A 15935-nucleotide genomic window follows, 5' to 3' on the forward strand; every position below is an offset into this window, starting at 1 on the left:
CGTGACCCTGCATGTGTCCGGAACCCACCTCGTCGCCGCCGACGGCACCCCGGTACGGCTGCGCGGAGTGGGCCTCGGGGGCTGGATGAACATGGAGAACTTCATCACCGGCTACCCCGCGAACGAGTCGGCGATGCGCGAGGCCGTGGCGGAGGCGATCGGAGAGGAACGCGCCGAGCTGTTCTTCGACCGGCTGCTGACGTCGTTCTTCGGCGAGGCCGACGCGGCCCTCCTGAGCGAGATCGGCATGAACTGCGTGCGGATCCCGGTCAACTACCGTCACTTCGAGTCCGACGACCGGCCTCTGGAGATCATCGAGCACGGCTTCCGCCACCTGGACCGGGTGATCGACCTGCTCGGCCGGCACGGGATCTACAGCGTGATCGACCTGCACGCGGTTCCGGGCGCGCAGAACCAGCACTGGCACTCCGACAACCCCACGCACGTGGCCTCCTTCTGGCGGCACCGCCACTTCCAGGACCGGGTGGTCCACCTGTGGGAGGTGATGGCCGACCGCTACCGGGACAACCCGTGGGTGGCCGGGTACAACCCCGTCAACGAGCCCGGCGACTCCGGCGGGCGCGTGGTCGGCCCGTTCTACGACCGGCTGGTCAAGGCGGTGCGCGCCGCCGACCCGCACCACGTGCTCTTCCTCGACGGCAACACCTACTCCACCGACTTCTCGGTCTTCCGCGAGCTCTACGAGAACACCGTCTTCGTCTGCCACGACTACGCCCTGGCGGGCTTCGCGCACGGCGGGCCGTACCCCGGCCACACCCGGGGCGAGTGGGTGGACCGGGCCCAGCTGGAGCGGACCTTCGAGCGGCGCACCGTCTTCCAGCGCCAGACCGGCACGCCGCTGTGGGTGGGGGAGTTCGGCCCCGTCTACACCGGCGACCCGGCGGTCGACGAGCAGCGCTACCAGATCCTCCGCGACCAGCTGGAGATCTACGACGCCCACGGGGCCGGCTGGTCGTTGTGGACCTACAAGGACGTCGGGCTCCAGGGCCTGGCGACCCCGGACCCGGCCGGGCCGTACCTGGAGCGCTTCGGGCCGTTCATCGCCAAGAAGGCGCGCCTGGGCGCCGACCGGTGGGGCTCCACCATGGAGGAATCGGCCGACGTCCTCGCGCCGCTGCACCGGCTGGTGGAGACCGAGTTCCCCGGGTGGGACCCCTACCCGTGGGGCGCCCGCTACCAGACCGACGACCTGATCCGGCACATCCTCATCGCGCAGGCGCTGCTTCCCGAGTACGCGGCCCTGTTCAAGGGGCTGTCCGACGAGGAACTGCTCGCGCTGGCCGACTCGTTCGCGCTGTCGTCCTGCGTGCGCCGCGGACCCCTGATCGAGCTGCTCGCCGGGAACCTGGGAGCCTCCGGGCAGCGCTGAGAGCGGGGGACGGACGGCCGTTCCGGGAGCAACCCGACATGGACCCGGAACGGCCGTCCGCCGCTCGGCGGCCCGGGGCGCCCGGCGCACGGCCGCGGGCCCCGGGACGGTCGTCCGCCGCTCGCAGGCCGGAGGCGCTAGCCGCGCAGCCGCCGTACGGCGAGGGCGGCCACGCGGACCGCCGCCGCGGGGGAGAGCCGCACCCCCCGCCAGGCCAGCCGTCCCGAGGCCGGAGCCACGATGAGCGCCTTGTTCCGCGCGACCCCCCGCATGATGTCGTCGGCCAGGGAGTCGACGGAGTAGAGCCGGCCCATGGTCCTGGTCGCCGAGCCGCGGGCGTCGGCGCCCGTGGCGGTCTGCGGCAGGCCGGGGTTGGCGTGGTCCAGCAGCGGGGTGTCGGTGAAACCGGGGCAGACCACGCTCACCCGTACGCCGTGCGCCCGCGCCTCGGCCCGCAGCGCGAGCGAGAGCCCGACCACCGCGTGCTTGGTCGCGGTGTACGGCAGCATCAGGGGGGCGGGGGTGAGCCCGGCCAGTGAGGCGGTGTTCACGATGTGGCCGCGGCCCTGCTCCAGCATGATCGGGTAGGCGGCGTGCACGCCGTGGACCACGCCGCGCAGGTTCACGTCGATCGTGCGGTTCCAGTGGTCGAGGGTGAGCTCGTCGGTGGTGCCGCCGACCGCGATCCCGGCGTTGTTGAACATGAAGTCCAGCCGTCCGCGCTCGTCCTTGACCCGCCGGACGAGGTCCCGTACGGCCCGCGCGTCGGTGACGTCGAGCCCGGCGCTCGCGCAGCCGAACTCCTTGGCGGTGCGCTCGGCCCCCGCCTCGTCGATGTCGGCGGCCACGACGTGCATGCCGCGCCGGCTCAGCTCGCGGCAGACGGCCCGGCCGATGCCGGACGCGCCTCCCGTCACGATCGCCGTCCTGGCTCCGGGGCGGGCGGTGCCGGAGCCGGATGACCTGTCAGATGATTCGCTCACCGTGCCGCTTTCTTCGCAGGGGGGGCGTCGTAGATTCCCATGATCTTCCAGACTCTGCGCTGGAGCGCGTTCATCATGCCCAGTTCGGCGCAGAGCTCCCGGGTCTTGCTCACCGAGTCGCGGATCTGCGCGGCGGCCTCGGGATTTTCGGTGTAGACGTCCTTGACCACCTGCTCCGGGATGCGGAACGCCCTGATCATGGACCCGGGGGGCGAGAGCATGATCCGGGCCATGATGCCCAGGATGACCGGCGAGATGATCCCCAGCGTGAAGCGGCGGTAGCGCGGCATGCGCGGGACCCGGCGGCGCAGGTAGTGCCGGGCGAAGGAGATGTGCCTGGCCTCCTCCGCGATGTGGATGCGCATGATGGTCTCTTCGAGCGGGTGCTTGATCTGACCCTCCTTGAGGGTCTTGCGCTGCACGTGGTCGATCGGGTCCTCGCCGCCGAGCACGAAGATGAAGAACAGCTCGGTGGAGATCAGCGGGATCCACGGGGTGATCTGGGCGAGCAGGCTGAGCGGCCCGGGCATGCCCTTGATCGGGAGCTTCGTGCGGTTCACGAACTCCTGGAACATCATCCCGTGATGTCCCTCTTCGATGGTCTCGTGGTAGACGTAGCGGAACTCGGGGGTGCCGTTCGGCAGCCGGTAGGCGTAGTTGAGCAGGCCGCGCTTGAGCAGGTTCTCGAACTGCAGGCCGATCTTCATGGCGGTCGCCACCCGCCACAGCCCGATCTTGGCCCGGACCGCGGGGGGCTGGGCCCGGTACCACGGATGGCCGCCCAGCTTGTCGACCCCGGGCAGCTCCCAGCGCGGGTCGTCCTGGCGGACCTGGAAGTCCGGGTCGTCCCAGGGGATGTCGACGTAGGGCTCCCAGTGCTTGTCGACCGAGGCCTTGGAGAGACGCTCGATGACCGCCTCGTAGGCGCGCTTCTCCACGACCTGCTGGTCGTTCTCTCTGTTCGCTGTGGTGCTCGGAGCGGGTGTCATCGGTGCAACTCCCATCGGATGTCCTGCTCCTTAATTGTACGGAGAATCCAATAGAGCGGGAAGTCCCCCGGAGGATGTGAGGTGTCTCACGTCCGTCCTCCGCGCGGGCCCCTACGATCCGTAGGACGTCTCGTGGGGTCCGAGTTGGGGATGAAGCTGCCTCATGCCGGAGGGACGTCCTTAACTCAGGGTTGTAATCAGTCCACTCCCGGGCTTGCGGAGCAGCGCTCGCTCGCTCACGGTGATGCGACGCTTCCCTTGTGACAGCAGTGACCGCTCCCCGACCCCTGGTGGGAGCCGTGCTTCTGTTGTTCGTCAGCGCCGCCTGGGGGTCGGCCTTCCCGCTGATGAAAGACCTGATCGGCCGCATTCCCGTGGCCGACCTGCTCGCGGAGCGATACGGGGTGGCGACGCTGGTGCTGTTCGCGCTGCATCCGCGCTGCCTGCGCGGGCTGCCGGAGAGAACCTGGATCACCGGCATCCTGCTCGGTCTGCTGTTCGGGGTGGGGCAGACCGCCCAGGCGGTGGCGCTGCACGACCTGCCGTCGCCGGTCTCGGGGTTCACCGTCGGGTCCTACGTGGTGATCACACCGGTCCTCGGGCTGGTCCTGCTGGGGGCCAGGCTCTCGGGCCGGACCTGGACGGCGGTCGCCCTGGCGACGGCCGCGATGACGGTCTTCACCCTCCTGCGCGGGGGCGGGGACGCCGACGTCTCCCTGCCGGCGCTGGCCGTCACCCTGCTGTCGGCGATCCTGTACTCCGCCCACACCCTGGTGCTGGGCGCCTTCGAGCGGGCCCGGCAGGACGCCTACGCGGTCGCGGTGATCCAGCTCGGCGTCATCGCCCTCATGACGGGCATCCTCGCCGTCCCGGACGGCCTCACCCTCCCCTCGTCCCCCGCCGACTGGGCGATCCTCGCCCACCTGTCGATCGTGGCCTGCGCCCTGGGCTTCCTGGCCCGCTCCTTCGGACAGGCCCACGTCCCCCCGGCGCCCGCGGCGGTGATCCTGTCGGCCCAGCCGCTCTGGGTGACCGCCCTGGCCGCCGTCGTGTACGGCGAGCCGCTCACCTGGGCCGTCCTGCTCGGGGGAGGGCTGATCGCGACGGCGATGCTCCTGGCCGTGCTACCCGGCCGCCGCCCGGCCCGGGGAGTGCCCTGACGGGCGGCCGGGGTCGCTGGCCCTGCGGGCCAGCGGAATGCGCAGCACGAAGCGCGCACCCCGGGAGCTGTCCTCCACGACCAGGCTCCCGCCGTGGGTCTGGGCGATCTCCCTGGCGATGGGCAGGCCCAGCCCGGTGCCCCCGGCGTCCCGGGCCCGTGCGGCGTCCAGCCGGGTGAACCGGGCGAAGACCACCTCCCGCTGGGCGGGGGCGATCCCGGCCCCGTCGTCCAGCACCTCCAGCACGGCTTTGCCCTCGTGGGCCGAGACGGTGACCATGATGGCGGAGGTCGCGTGCCGCTCGGCGTTGTCCATCAGGTTGGTCAGCAGCCGGGCCAGCTGGAGCGGGTCGCCGGCCACCGTCACGCTGGGCTCCAGCCTCCGGACCACCTCGACCCGGCGCTCGCGGCGGTCCAGCTCGTCGGCGACCATCCGGCCCAGGTCGATCCGCTCCCGGGCGGAGGGCGCGGCGGCGTCGAGCTTGGCGAGCGTCAGCAGGTCGGCCACGATCGCCTGGAGCCGGTCCAGGCTGGCGAGCATGGCCTGCGCCTTGGGCCCCCAGTCGACGTCCTCGGGATAGTGCAGCGCCTCCTCGACCTGGGCGCGCATGGCGGTCAGCGGGCTGCGCAGGTCGTGGGAGGCGTCGGAGGCGAACCTGCGCTGCCGCTCCACCGCCTTCTCCAGGCGGTCCAGGGCCTGGTTGATCGTCTGGGCCAGCTCCCTGATCTCGTCGTGGGCATCCGGCACCGGCACCCGGCGGCCGAGGTCGGTCGAGGTGATCTCCGCGAGCTCGCTCGTGATCGAGTTCACCGGGCCCAGCGCGCCGGTCACCGTACGGTAGGCGCTGATGCCGGAGAAGGCCACGCCCAGCGCGGAGGTGCCCACCAGGAAGGCGAACAGCCCGGGGTGGACGTACCAGGGGATCGGCTCGCCGGGATAGTAGGCGTCCGCGAGGTCGTGCAGGAAGTACAGCGCCACCGCCGTGACGGCGGTGTCGGACAGGGCGGCCGTGGTGACGGCGATCAGCGTGAGCCGGGTCCGGACAGACCACGAGCGCCGTACGGGCACGCCGATCTTCACCCCCCGGATTGGAGCCTGCCCGCGGATCCCGCGGAACCCCGACGCGCGACGGGACTTCGCGGGCGGGATCCCGCGTGCACGCTCTCAGACGATCGCATCAGGCAGATTGATTGCCTTTTCCTGGCGATACATGGCCAAGTGAGGGCAAAGATCGCATCCGCTTCTCGTGTAGAGCGATGCTCTGTACGGCTGATCGCCCGCTGGTTAGAGTAAGTGAGCACTGATTGGAGCGGGCATGGATCTTGACGAGTACCGCCGCGGGGCCAGGTCCTGGCTGGCGGAGAACGCCCCGGACACCAGGGCCGAGGGCGCACCCGACGCGGGCGGCGTGGCCGCCGCGAAGGAATTCATGGTGAAGCTGTACGACGCGGGCTACTCCGGCATCACCTGGCCCCGCGAGTGGGGAGGGCAGGGCCTGACCCAGGCCGAGGACCGCGCCTTCGCCGCCGAGGCCCAGGACTTCGCCCTGCCGACCTACGTGTTCTCCATCGGCCTGGGCATGTGCGGGCCCACCCTGGTCGACCTGGGCACCGACGAGCAACGGCGGCGCTACATCCGGCCGCTGCTGCGCGGGGAGGAGATCTGGTGCCAGCTCTTCTCCGAGCCCGGCGCCGGCAGCGACGTCGCGGCGCTGCAGACCCGGGCGGTCCCCACCGACGGCGGCTGGGTGGTCGACGGCCAGAAGGTCTGGACCTCCGTCGCCCACCACGCCGACCTGGGACTGCTGCTGGCCCGTACCGACGTGGACGTGCCCAAGCACAAGGGGCTGACCATGTTCATCGTGGACATGCACGCCCCCGGCGTCACGGTCCGGCCGCTGCGGGACATGAGCGGCCGCGCCCACTTCAACGAGATCTTCTTCGACGGCGTGCACATCCCGGCGGAGAACGTGGTCGGCAAGGTCGGCGACGGCTGGAGCTGCGCGGTCACGACCCTGCTGCACGAGCGCCTGTCGATCTCCAGCGGCGTCGGCATGGGCGGGCAGAAGGACAACCCGGCCGCCTTCGAGGCGCTGCGCGCCGCCCACGCCGGCCCGGGCGGCGCCACCGACCCCCTGGTCAGGGACCAGCTCGTCGAGCTCTACGTGCGCTCGCGCGCGCTCGCCCTGTTCAACCAGCGGCTCGCCCAGGAGACCAAGGCGGGGATCTTCCCCGGGGCCCGGGGCAGCGCGGCCAAGCTGCTGCTGGCCGAGCTGACCCTCTTCCAGGCCGACCTGGCCACCTCGCTGGCCGGGCCGGAGGCCGTGGCCTACCCGGGTGAGGGCGACGGCGGCGAGAGCGCGGGCGTCCGGCTGGCCAACACGATCGCGATGGCCCCCGGGATGGCCCTGGGCGGCGGGACCAACGAGATCATGCGCAACATCGTCGGCGAGCGGGTGCTGAACCTCCCGCCCGAGCCGCGGACCGACAAGAACGTGCCGTTCAAGGATTTGAGGACGAGCGGGGACGCCTCCGCCGCGGACGGGAGGCTCGCATGAAGCTCGTTCTCACCCAGGAGCAGCGGGAGCTGCGCGAGGCCGTCCGCGGCTTCCTCGCCACGGCCTCGCCGCTGTCCGCCGTACGGACCGCGATGGACTCCGAGACCGGCCACGACCCGGCCGTCTACCGGAGGCTGGCCGGAGAGCTCGGGCTCACCGGCCTGATCGTCCCCGAGGAGTACGGCGGCGCCGGCGCCGGACACGCCGAACTCGCCGTGGTCCTGGAGGAGACCGGGGCGGCGCTGCTGCCGGGGCCGTTCCTGGCCACCACGGCCGCCGCCGTCGCGCTCACCCAGGCCCGCACGCCGGACAAGGAACTGCTCTCCGGCATCGCCGAGGGACGCCTGAACGCCGTCTACGTCCCGGCGTCCGGCGTCGGCGTCGACGCCGCGGGCGGGGACGGCCGGGCCGTGCTGCGCGGGACCGCTCCCCAGGTGATCAACGGCATGGACGCCGACGTGCTGCTGGTCGAGACCGCGGACGGGGCGCTGGTGGCGGTGGAGTCCGCCGCCGAGGGCGTCACCCGGCGGGCGCTCACCACGCTCGACCCCACCCGCCGCCAGGCCGGGGTGACCTTCGACGGCGCCGCGGGCCGGGTGATCTCGGAGGGCGACGAGAACGGTCTGGCCCGCACCCGGGACCTGCTGGCGGTGGCGGTGGCGGCCGAGCAGCTCGGCGTGCTCCGGGCCGCGCTGGACGCGATCGTCGCCTACAGCAAGGTCCGGGTGGCCTTCAACCGGCTCATCGGCTCCTACCAGGGGGTCAAGCACAAACTCGCCGACATGCACTGCAAGCTGGAGCAGGCCGAGTCGATCGTCCGGCACGCGGCCTGGGCCGCCGACGAGGCCCCCGCAGAGCTGCCCGCGGCCGCCGCGCTCGCCCAGGTCTACCTGGGCCGGGCCTGCTTCGAGGTGGCCCGCGACAGCCTCCTGCTGCACGGCGGCATCGGCTTCACCTGGGAACACGACGCCCACCTGTACTACAAGCGGGCCAAGGCCGACGAGGTCCTCCTCGGGCCGCCGCGGACGCACCGGGCCCGCCTCGCCGACCTGCTGGAGCTGTGAGAGGAGAAGAACGCATGGCCGACATCAGCGGGCTGCCAGGCTTCTACCGGATCGCACAGGCCGACCCGGACCGCCGGGCGGTGATCGACACCGACGGGACGGTGACGACGTACGGCGAGCTGCTCGCCCGAGTGAACCGGGTCTCGCACGGGTTGCGGGCCCGGGGCCTGAAGAGGGGCGACGCGGTCGCGGGCGTGCTGCCCAACGGGATCGACGCGGTGACCATGCTGATGGCCACCGGGCAGATCGGGCTGTACTACGTGCCGATCAACTGGCACCTGACCGAGAGGGAGATCGACTACATCGTCGGCGACAGCGGGGCCCGGCTGACGGTCACCCCGGAGTCGGGCGGGGCCGCCGCCCTGGCCGAGGGGCAGCCGGAGACCGAGCCCGGCGACCGGACGTCCGGCGCCGTCATGTGGTACACCTCGGGCACCACCGGCTTCCCCAAGGGGGTGCGCCGTCCGCTGTCGGACACCGAGCCGGAGGCGACGATCCCGCTCTACACCTGGTTCCTCGGCGAGGTGTGCGACCTGAAGCCCGGTGACGAGATCCACCTGATCACCTCGCCGATGTACCACTCCTCCCCGTGCGCGCACACCATCTTCGCCCTGCACCTGGGGCACACGCTGGTGATCGCGCCGAAGTTCGAGCCGGAGACGGTCCTGGAGCTGATCGCGCGCCACCGGGTCACCAACGCCATGATGGTGCCGACCATGTTCCACCGGATGTTGCGGCTCCCGCCCGAGGTGCGCGAGCGCCACGACGTGTCGTCGCTCCGGCAGGTGATCCACACCGCCGCCGCCTGCCCGGTGGCGGTCAAGCAGGGGATCATGGACTGGTGGGGCCCGGTCCTGTACGAGTACTACGGTTCCACCGAGTCGGCCATCGCCTTCGCCGTCAAACCGCGGGAGTGGCTGGAGCGCCCCGGCACCGTCGGCCGTCCGGCCCCGACCTTCGAGGTCAGGATCCTCGACGAGAGCGGTATGGAACTGCCGCCCGGCGAGCCCGGCATGATCTTCGTCAAGTCGGGCATCGGCGGCTTCGAATACCACAAGGACCCGGCCAAGACGGCGGCCAGCATGCGAGGGGAGTGGTATACCCCGGGGGACATCGGCTATCTCGACAAGGACGGCTACCTGTTCCTGTGCGACCGCCGCACCGACCTGATCATCTCCGGCGGGGTGAACATCTACCCCGCCGAGATCGAGGCGGCGCTGCTGGAGCACCCGGCGGTGGCGGACGTGGCGGTGATCGGGGTCCCCGACCCCGAGTGGGGCCACACCGTGGTCGCGCTCATCCAGGCCGCCCCCGGTCCCCGGCCGTCGGCCGGGGAACTGCTGGAGCACCTCCAGCCGCGCATCGCCCACTTCAAGCACCCCCGGGTGATCGAGTTCCGGGACGAGCTGCCCCGCACCCCCACCGGGAAGCTCTCCCGCTCCAAGGTCCGCGAGACCTATCTGTCGGAAAAGTCGGAAAAGTCGGAAAAGGAGAGTCTCACGACTGACTGACCGCCTCGGGCTCCTCGGCCCGCGCCTTCCTGCGGTGCTCCTGGGGACTGACCCCGCGCACCCGCTTGAAGGCGGTGCTGAGCGCGAAGGCGCTGCCGTACCCGACCCGCGCGGCCACGGCGCCGACCGTGGCGTCGGAGCCGCGCAGCAGGTCGGCGGCGAGCGTCAGCCGCCAGTCCGTCAGGTACGCCATGGGCGGCTCGCCGACCAGCTCGGTGAAGGAGCGGGCCAGCGCCGCCCGGGAGACGCCCACCTCGGCGGCGAGCCCGGCCACCGTCCAGGGACGGTCGGGGTGGGCGTGGAGCAACCGCAGCGCCCGCCCCACCACCGGGTCGCCGAGCGCGTGGTACCACGCCGGCGCCTCGGCCTCGGGACGGGAGAACCAGGCCCGCAGCACGGCGATGAGCAGCAGGTCCAGCAGCCGGTCCAGGACGACCTCCTGGCCGGGCTCCTCCCTGACGATCTCCTGGCCGAGCAGCGGGACGAGCGGGCTGCCCAGGGAGTCGCCCGGCAGGACCAGCAGCGTGGGCAGCGCCCGCAGCAGCCGCCGGCTGATCTCGGAGTGCGGCTGGTAGGTGCCGACGAGCATCACCATCGGGCCGTCCGGGTCGTTCCCCCAGGTCCGTACGCCCAGGGTCATCGCCTCGGACAGCTCCTCGCCCTCCGGGGTGGTGCAGCGCTGGCCGGGATGGACCACGACCTGCGGCGGGGTGGCCGGGTCGTCGGCGAACGTGCAGGGATCGGGGCCGCGGGTGATCGCGATGTCCCCGGGGCGGAGCCGTACCGCCCCGCCCCGGTCGGGGATCACCCACGCCTCGCCGCGCACCACGGCCGTCAGGGAGAGGGGGGCGCGGTCCTCGATCCGCACAGACCACGGGGGAGCCATCATCGCCCGCAGCAGGAACGCCTCCCGGGCCCGCGGCCCGTCCAGCAGCCCCGTCAGCGCGTCCATCTCGTTCACCCCACACCCGGCCTGGACAACCACCGGACAAGTCGTAGACGATAAAACATGGAATTGAGTATCTCAGCCATGGAGCGTCTCATGGAGATCGCGATTCACTGATTCCATGACGGATTCCATGGCAGAGAAGACAACTTTGATCATAGGCAGTACGGGCAAGACCGGAAGGCGGGTGGAGGCCAGGCTCCGGGAGCGCGGCCTGCCGGTGCGGGCCGGCTCCCGGTCCGCGACCCCGCCCTTCGACTGGGCCGACCCGGCCACCTGGGAGCCCGCGCTGCGGGGCGCGGGCGCGGCGTACGTGACCTACTACCCGGACCTGGCCGCGCCCGGGGCCTCCGACGCGATCCGCGCCCTGGCCGCGCTGGCGGTGGACAGCGGGGTCCGCAGGCTGGTCCTGCTGTCCGGACGGGGAGAACCGGAGGCGGCGGCCGCCGAGCGGGTGATCCAGGAGTCGGGCGCGGAGTGGACGATCGTCCGCGCGAGCTGGTTCTTCCAGAACTTCGACGAGGGCCACCTGCTGGAGCCGGTGCTCGGCGGCACGATCGCGCTCCCGGCCGGGGACGTCGCCGAGCCGTTCGTCGACGCCGAGGACATCGCGGATGTCGCGGCCGCGGCGCTCACCGGGGACGGCCACGCCGGGCAGGTGTACGAGGTGACCGGCCCCCGGCTGCTGACCTTCGCCGAGGCGGCCGCCGAGATCTCCCGGGCGGCCGGGCGGGAGGTCCGCTACGTGCCGGTCTCCGCCGACGGCTACGCGAGCATGCTCATGGAGTACGGCGTGCCGGAGATGGAGGCGGAGGTGCTGGCCGGGATGTTCGCCGAGATCCTGGACGGGCGCAACGCCCACCTGGCCGACGGCGTCCGGCGCGCCCTGGGACGGGAGCCCCGCGACTTCGCCGGCTACGTGAGCGCCGTCGCGGCCACCGGCGTGTGGAAGGGCTGATCGGACGGGCCTGCCCGGGGCCGGTCCCGCACCGATGCGGTTCCCCGATCAGACGGGCTTGCCCAGCTCGGCGCGGAACAGCCGCAGCACGTTGTCGCCGAGGATCTTGACGATCTCCTCCTCCGCGAAGCCGTGCTTGTCCAGCGCCTCGGTGACCAGCGGCAGGCCGGCCGGCCCGTCCAGGCCCGGGACGGACGCCATCACGTCCAGGCCGCTGGGGCCGTACTCGCAGCAGGGCGGGGTGACGTCGCGCAGGACCTCGCGGATGAAGTCCGGTCCGAGGCCCACGTGGTCGATCCCCGCCACCGCCGCGACGTGCGCGATGTGGTCCACCAGCCGGTCCACCGTGAAGGCGGCCGGGTCGTCGGAGAGGAAGGCGGCCAGGAAGTTCACGCAGACCACGCCGCCGGTCGCGGCGACGCCCCGGATCTGGTCGTCGGTCAGGTTGCGGTGGTGGTCCCGCAGGGCGCGGGCCGACGAGTGCGTCGCCATCACCGGGCGGTTGGCCAGCTCCAGCACGTGCTCCACGCCCGACGCGCCCAGGTGGGAGACGTCGAAGATCATGCCGAGGCGCTCCATCTCCTGGACCGCGGCCACCCCCGCCGCCGTCAGCCTGCTCCCGGTCGCGTCCTCGCCGCTGCCGTCGGCCAGCGGAGTGCGGCCCCAGTGCGCGATCGAGGCGACCCGCACCCCCAGCCGGTGCATCGTGGGAAGCAGCTCGACGCTCGCGTCCAGGCCCGGCATGCTCTCCAGGGCCAGGACCAGGGCGATCCTGTCCTCCGCCAGGGCCTCGTCGATCTGGGCCCCGTCCAGGCAGAGCCGTACCTCGTCGGCGTTGCCCTCCGCCAGCGTGTGCGCGCACTCGATCATGCGCAGCGTCTGCCGGAGCGCCCCCTCCGGCCGGTGCTGACCGTCGATGAAGACCGGCAGCACCTGCAGGTCCACCCCGCCCTCGCGGAGCTGGGGCAGCCAGCGCTCGCGGAAGAACGACGCCCACCGCTCCGGCGGCCGGGCCGCCACGGCCATCAGCAGGTCGTTGTGCGTGTCGGCGACCACGGCGTCGGCGTGCAGCTCGGCGGGGGTGGCGGGGGCGGGGGACACGGGCGGGTCCTTCCTCGCGAGTGTGTGTGCCCCGGACCTTACCGGGACCGGGGGCGCCGCGGAATCCGTGACGTCACCGGCCGGCGGCCGCCGATCGGCGGGCGTGGAGCATCGGTCGCCGGCCGGTGGTCGGCGGCCGCCGTTCAGCGGGCGAAGCGGAACGCCGCCGGGCGCGGCGCCCGGGTGAGCCTGCGGTACAGGGGCGTCGAGCCGGGCCAGTTGTTCGTCACCCGGCCGGCCGCGTTCTTGTACCAGCTCGCGCAGCCCGCCTGCCAGACCATGTCGTCCATGGCCCGCTCCAGGGCCCGCCGCCAGCTGTCCATCGCCTCGGGCCGCACCTCCATCGGCCCCCGCTCCTTCAGGTACGGCAGGCAGCCCATGATGTAGCGGACCTGACACTCGATCATGAAGACGATCGAGTTGTGGCCGAGGTTGGTGTTGGGCCCGTACAGCAGGAACAGGTTGGGGAAGTTCGGCACCGCGATGCCCAGATACGCCTCGGCGCCGTCCTTCCACTCGTCGTGGAGCCGGCGCCCCTGCCTGCCGGCGAGCTCCATCGGGACCAGGAACTCGGTGGTCAGGAAACCGGTCGCGTAGACGATCGTGTCCGCCTCGCGGACCCCGGCCTCGGTCTCCACCCCCTCCGGGACGATCCGGACGATCCGGTCGGTGACCACGTCCACGTTCCGGCGGGTCAGCGCGGGATAGAAGGCGCTGTCGATGACGACCCGCTTGCAGCCGATCGGGTAGTCCGGGGTGAGCTTGGCGCGCAGCTCCGGGTCGGGGACCTGGGCGCGGAGGTGGTCCAGGGCGCGCTTGCGGAGCAGACCGGTGCTCCAGCCGCCCGCGAGGGCGTGGTAGAGGGTGCCCTCGGCGTAGCGGTAGATCCACTCCCGGTAGGCCCGCTGGGTGAACGGCAGATAGTGGAAGGCGGCCCGGGCCGCCCGGTTGAAGACGGCGTCCGGCTTGGGGATCACCCAGTTGGGGGTCCGCTGGAAGACGTCCAGGTGCCCGGCGGCCTCGGCCACCGGCGGGATGAGCTGGGCGGCCGACGAGCCGGTCCCGATCACGGCCACCCGCTTGCCGGTCAGGTCCGCCGAGTGGTCCCAGCGGGCCGAGTGGAAGGACGTCCCCGCGAAGGACGACATGCCCGGGATCTCGGGCAGGTGCGGCCGGTTGAGCTGGCCCACGGCCGAGACCACCACGTCGAAGAGCTCCTCGGTCTCCCCGCCTGCCGCGCGGCCGCCGTTCCCGTCTCCTGTGCCGTTCCCATCTTCCGCGCCGCCCGCGCCGCCCGCGTCTCCCGCCGCGCCTTTCGTGCTGCTCGCCGTGCGCACCCGCCACTTGCCCAGCGTCTCGTCGTAGGCGGCGGAGACGACCTCGGTGTTCAGCCGGATGCGGGGGCGCAGGCCGTACTTGTCGGCGCACCTCTCCAGATAGTCGAGGATCTCCGGCTGCCCGGGATAGCGGCGGGTCCAGCTGGAATAGCGCTCGAAGGAGAAGGAGTACAGGTGTGAGGGGATGTCGCAACCGGCCCCGGGATAGGTGTTGTCACGCCAGGTGCCCCCGACGTCGTCGCCCTTCTCGAAGAGCGTGTAGGAGTCGATGCCCGCCTTGTGGAGCTGGATGGCCATGCACAGCCCGCCGAATCCGGCACCGATGATCGCGACAGTGGGACCCATGGCAGTCCTCCGGGGGAGTCAGGATCCACTTACATTAGGCGATCTGGCCGCATTGGGGAACAGTGTGAGCTTCGCCCGGAACATCCGATCCGCCGGGCCGTACGGCGTCCGCCCGGGAACCCGGCGGGGCGCGGCGCCGGGCGGACCGGCTCGTCCTCCCGGACTCCAGACCATCGTCACTCCAGACCATCGTCTGCTGGTGAAGCCGCCGGCCGCCGTGCCTGAGGCCGGGCACCACCGGCGTCGTGATCAGCAATGATCGCCCGTGCGGGCGCGGGTTCCAGGCCCCGTGAGCGAGGGGCCGGGCTACCCCGATCCTTTCCGGCCGCGGATGGCGCGGATCAGTGCGGGCGTCACGGTCAGCAGGGCGATCCCCCGCACGGCGCCCGCCACGAGGTACGGCGCGCGCAACCCGAACGCGTGCGCCATCCACCCGCCGGCCAGGGCTCCGAGCGGGATCAGACCCCAGCCGAGCATCCTGTAGACGCCGTTCACCCGGCCCAGCATCTCGGAGGGCACGACCTGTTGCCGGAGGCTGACGGTCACGATGTTCCAGAGCGTGACGACGAAACCGTTGACGGAGAGCAGGACGCCGAGCACGATCGCCTTCGGGCTCAGTCCGATCCCGATGAAGACGGCGACATTCACGGCGAGCCCGGTGAGGAGCGCGGGAAGTTCCCCGGCCCTGCTGATGACGCGCGCGCCGGTCAGGCCGCCGAGCAGGCTGCCGACCGCGGCGCCGGCCAGCAGTAGTCCGTAGCCGCGCGCGTCGAGACCCAGCGTCCGGGTGGCCAGCAGGACGAGGGTGGCGTTACCGAGGTGGCCGCAGAAGGTGTTGACACCGAGCAGGACGGCGAGGGTGCGCAACAGCCGGTGGCGGGCCAGCCAGCGCAGGCCGTCCGCGATCGCCGTGCGCGTCGGCGGGTGCAGTGGATGCGTCGGCGGGCGCCCGCCCTGCCGGGGACCGCGCCCGGGCAGGGGCGTCAGCAGCGCGGCGGACAGGGCGAACGAGCCGGCGCCCATCCCGAACGGCAGCGCCGCAGTGACCGCGAAGAGCAGGCCGCCGATCGGCGGTCCCAGGAACTGGGAGCCGATCGTGGTGATCGTCTGCTGGTGGCCGTTCGCCCGGTGCAGCAGGGGCTTGGCGACGAGGTCCGGCAGGATCGCCTGCGCCGCGCCGGCGGAGACGACCGCGCACGCCCCCAGCCCGAAGGCCATGACCGCGAACGTTGGGACGCCGATGCGGCCGGACGCGGCGAGGAGCGCGATGACGCCGGCGATCACGGCCTGGACCGCCTGCGCGCGCCGCATGAGGCCGGCGCGGTCGTACCGGTCGACGAGCGCCCCGGCGGGCAGCGACAGCAGCAGCCACGGCAGGTACGTCGCCGCGGACACGACCGACACGAGCCGCGGGTCGCGCGTGACCGTGACGGCCAGCAGCGCAACCGCCGCGGCGAACGCGCCGTCACCGGCTGTGCTGACGCCCGTCGCCCACCACAACCGCCAGTAGGCCGCGGACAGGCGCGGCTCGGCATCGGCCTGTCGTGTGCCGGTCTGTGTGCCGTCCGGTTCCATGCCTTTCATGCCGGGATCT

The 15935-nt window shown here is 72.1% G+C and carries 13 protein-coding genes; 6 read left to right on the forward strand and 7 right to left on the reverse strand.

Annotated features, from left to right (window positions below; all coding sequences use genetic code 11):
• Position 1 precedes the first annotated feature (1 nt).
• Positions 2-1390, forward strand: coding sequence for a glycoside hydrolase family 5 protein (locus Plo01_RS14755; RefSeq protein WP_239316337.1), 1389 nt, complete (start codon positions 2-4; stop codon positions 1388-1390).
• 137 nt (positions 1391-1527) lie between these two features.
• Here Plo01_RS14755 and Plo01_RS14760 read toward each other — a convergent pair whose 3' ends face one another.
• Both Plo01_RS14760 and Plo01_RS14765 read right to left on the reverse strand, forming a co-directional pair.
• On the reverse strand, positions 1528-2373 hold the full coding sequence (locus tag Plo01_RS14760) for an SDR family NAD(P)-dependent oxidoreductase (protein WP_203891137.1): 846 nt from the start codon (positions 2371-2373) through the stop codon (positions 1528-1530).
• Positions 2370-3362, reverse strand: coding sequence for an AurF N-oxygenase family protein (locus Plo01_RS14765; RefSeq protein ID WP_203891138.1), 993 nt, complete (start codon positions 3360-3362; stop codon positions 2370-2372). The genes Plo01_RS14760 and Plo01_RS14765 overlap by 4 nt, the downstream gene beginning before the upstream one ends.
• Positions 3363-3661: 299 nt before the next feature.
• Here Plo01_RS14765 and Plo01_RS14770 point away from each other — a divergent pair, with 299 nt between their 5' ends.
• Positions 3662-4522 (forward strand): DMT family transporter, encoded by an 861-nt coding sequence (locus Plo01_RS14770; RefSeq protein ID WP_203891139.1) that lies wholly within the window; start codon positions 3662-3664, stop codon positions 4520-4522.
• On the opposite strand, the gene Plo01_RS14775 is transcribed toward Plo01_RS14770, so the two are convergent.
• Complete coding sequence (locus Plo01_RS14775) at positions 4487-5602, reverse strand: sensor histidine kinase (RefSeq protein WP_239316339.1); 1116 nt, start codon at positions 5600-5602, stop codon at positions 4487-4489. The two genes, Plo01_RS14770 and Plo01_RS14775, sit on opposite strands and share 36 nt — an antisense overlap.
• Positions 5603-5837: 235 nt before the next feature.
• Between Plo01_RS14775 and Plo01_RS14780 the strand changes: the two genes are divergently transcribed.
• Genes Plo01_RS14780 through Plo01_RS14790 form a run of 3 tightly spaced genes read left to right on the forward strand, consistent with a single transcriptional unit; the run spans position 5838 to position 9654 of the window.
• Positions 5838-7079, forward strand: a complete 1242-nt coding sequence (locus Plo01_RS14780) for an acyl-CoA dehydrogenase family protein (RefSeq protein WP_203891140.1) — start codon at positions 5838-5840, stop codon at positions 7077-7079.
• Positions 7076-8143: an acyl-CoA dehydrogenase family protein gene (locus Plo01_RS14785; RefSeq protein ID WP_203891141.1), complete on the forward strand. Its 1068-nt coding sequence runs from the start codon at positions 7076-7078 to the stop codon at positions 8141-8143. The genes Plo01_RS14780 and Plo01_RS14785 overlap by 4 nt, the downstream gene beginning before the upstream one ends.
• A gap of 14 nt (positions 8144-8157) precedes the next feature.
• On the forward strand, positions 8158-9654 hold the full coding sequence (locus Plo01_RS14790; protein WP_203891142.1) for an AMP-binding protein: 1497 nt from the start codon (positions 8158-8160) through the stop codon (positions 9652-9654).
• Here the strand turns inward: Plo01_RS14790 and Plo01_RS14795 are convergent.
• Positions 9641-10606, reverse strand: coding sequence for an AraC family transcriptional regulator (locus Plo01_RS14795; protein WP_203891143.1), 966 nt, complete (start codon positions 10604-10606; stop codon positions 9641-9643). The genes Plo01_RS14790 and Plo01_RS14795 overlap by 14 nt on opposite strands.
• Before the next feature lie 127 nt (positions 10607-10733).
• Between Plo01_RS14795 and Plo01_RS14800 the strand changes: the two genes are divergently transcribed.
• On the forward strand, positions 10734-11558 hold the full coding sequence (locus Plo01_RS14800) for an NAD(P)H-binding protein (RefSeq protein ID WP_239316341.1): 825 nt from the start codon (positions 10734-10736) through the stop codon (positions 11556-11558).
• Between the two features lie 48 nt (positions 11559-11606).
• On the opposite strand, the gene Plo01_RS14805 is transcribed toward Plo01_RS14800, so the two are convergent.
• The 3 genes from Plo01_RS14805 to Plo01_RS14815 form a co-directional block, all read right to left on the reverse strand.
• Positions 11607-12659, reverse strand: a complete 1053-nt coding sequence (locus Plo01_RS14805; RefSeq protein WP_239316343.1) for a dipeptidase — start codon at positions 12657-12659, stop codon at positions 11607-11609.
• 143 nt (positions 12660-12802) lie between these two features.
• Positions 12803-14341, reverse strand: coding sequence for a flavin-containing monooxygenase (locus Plo01_RS14810; RefSeq protein ID WP_203891145.1), 1539 nt, complete (start codon positions 14339-14341; stop codon positions 12803-12805).
• 306 nt (positions 14342-14647) lie between these two features.
• The gene (locus tag Plo01_RS14815) at positions 14648-15925 is read right to left on the reverse strand and encodes an MFS transporter (protein ID WP_239316345.1); all 1278 of its coding nucleotides are present in this window, start codon (positions 15923-15925) and stop codon (positions 14648-14650) included.
• Between the last annotated feature and the right edge of the window lie 10 nt (positions 15926-15935).

The sequence above is a fragment of the Planobispora longispora genome (assembly GCF_016863135.1).
GTDB lineage: Bacteria > Actinomycetota > Actinomycetes > Streptosporangiales > Streptosporangiaceae > Planobispora > Planobispora longispora.

Excerpts from the sequence above, each read along its gene's own strand:
- Plo01_RS14765 (WP_203891138.1), bottom strand. The coding sequence starts at position 3,362 with ATGACACCCGCTCCGAGCACCACAGCGAACAGAGAGAACGACCAGCAG.
- Plo01_RS14780 (WP_203891140.1), top strand. The coding sequence starts at position 5,838 with ATGGATCTTGACGAGTACCGCCGCGGGGCCAGGTCCTGGCTGGCGGAG.
- Plo01_RS14785 (WP_203891141.1), top strand. The coding sequence starts at position 7,076 with ATGAAGCTCGTTCTCACCCAGGAGCAGCGGGAGCTGCGCGAGGCCGTC.
- Plo01_RS14790 (WP_203891142.1), top strand. The coding sequence starts at position 8,158 with ATGGCCGACATCAGCGGGCTGCCAGGCTTCTACCGGATCGCACAGGCC.
- Plo01_RS14795 (WP_203891143.1), bottom strand. The coding sequence starts at position 10,606 with ATGGACGCGCTGACGGGGCTGCTGGACGGGCCGCGGGCCCGGGAGGCG.
- Plo01_RS14800 (WP_239316341.1), top strand. The coding sequence starts at position 10,734 with ATGGCAGAGAAGACAACTTTGATCATAGGCAGTACGGGCAAGACCGGA.
- Plo01_RS14810 (WP_203891145.1), bottom strand. The coding sequence starts at position 14,341 with ATGGGTCCCACTGTCGCGATCATCGGTGCCGGATTCGGCGGGCTGTGC.
- Plo01_RS14815 (WP_239316345.1), bottom strand. The coding sequence starts at position 15,925 with ATGAAAGGCATGGAACCGGACGGCACACAGACCGGCACACGACAGGCC.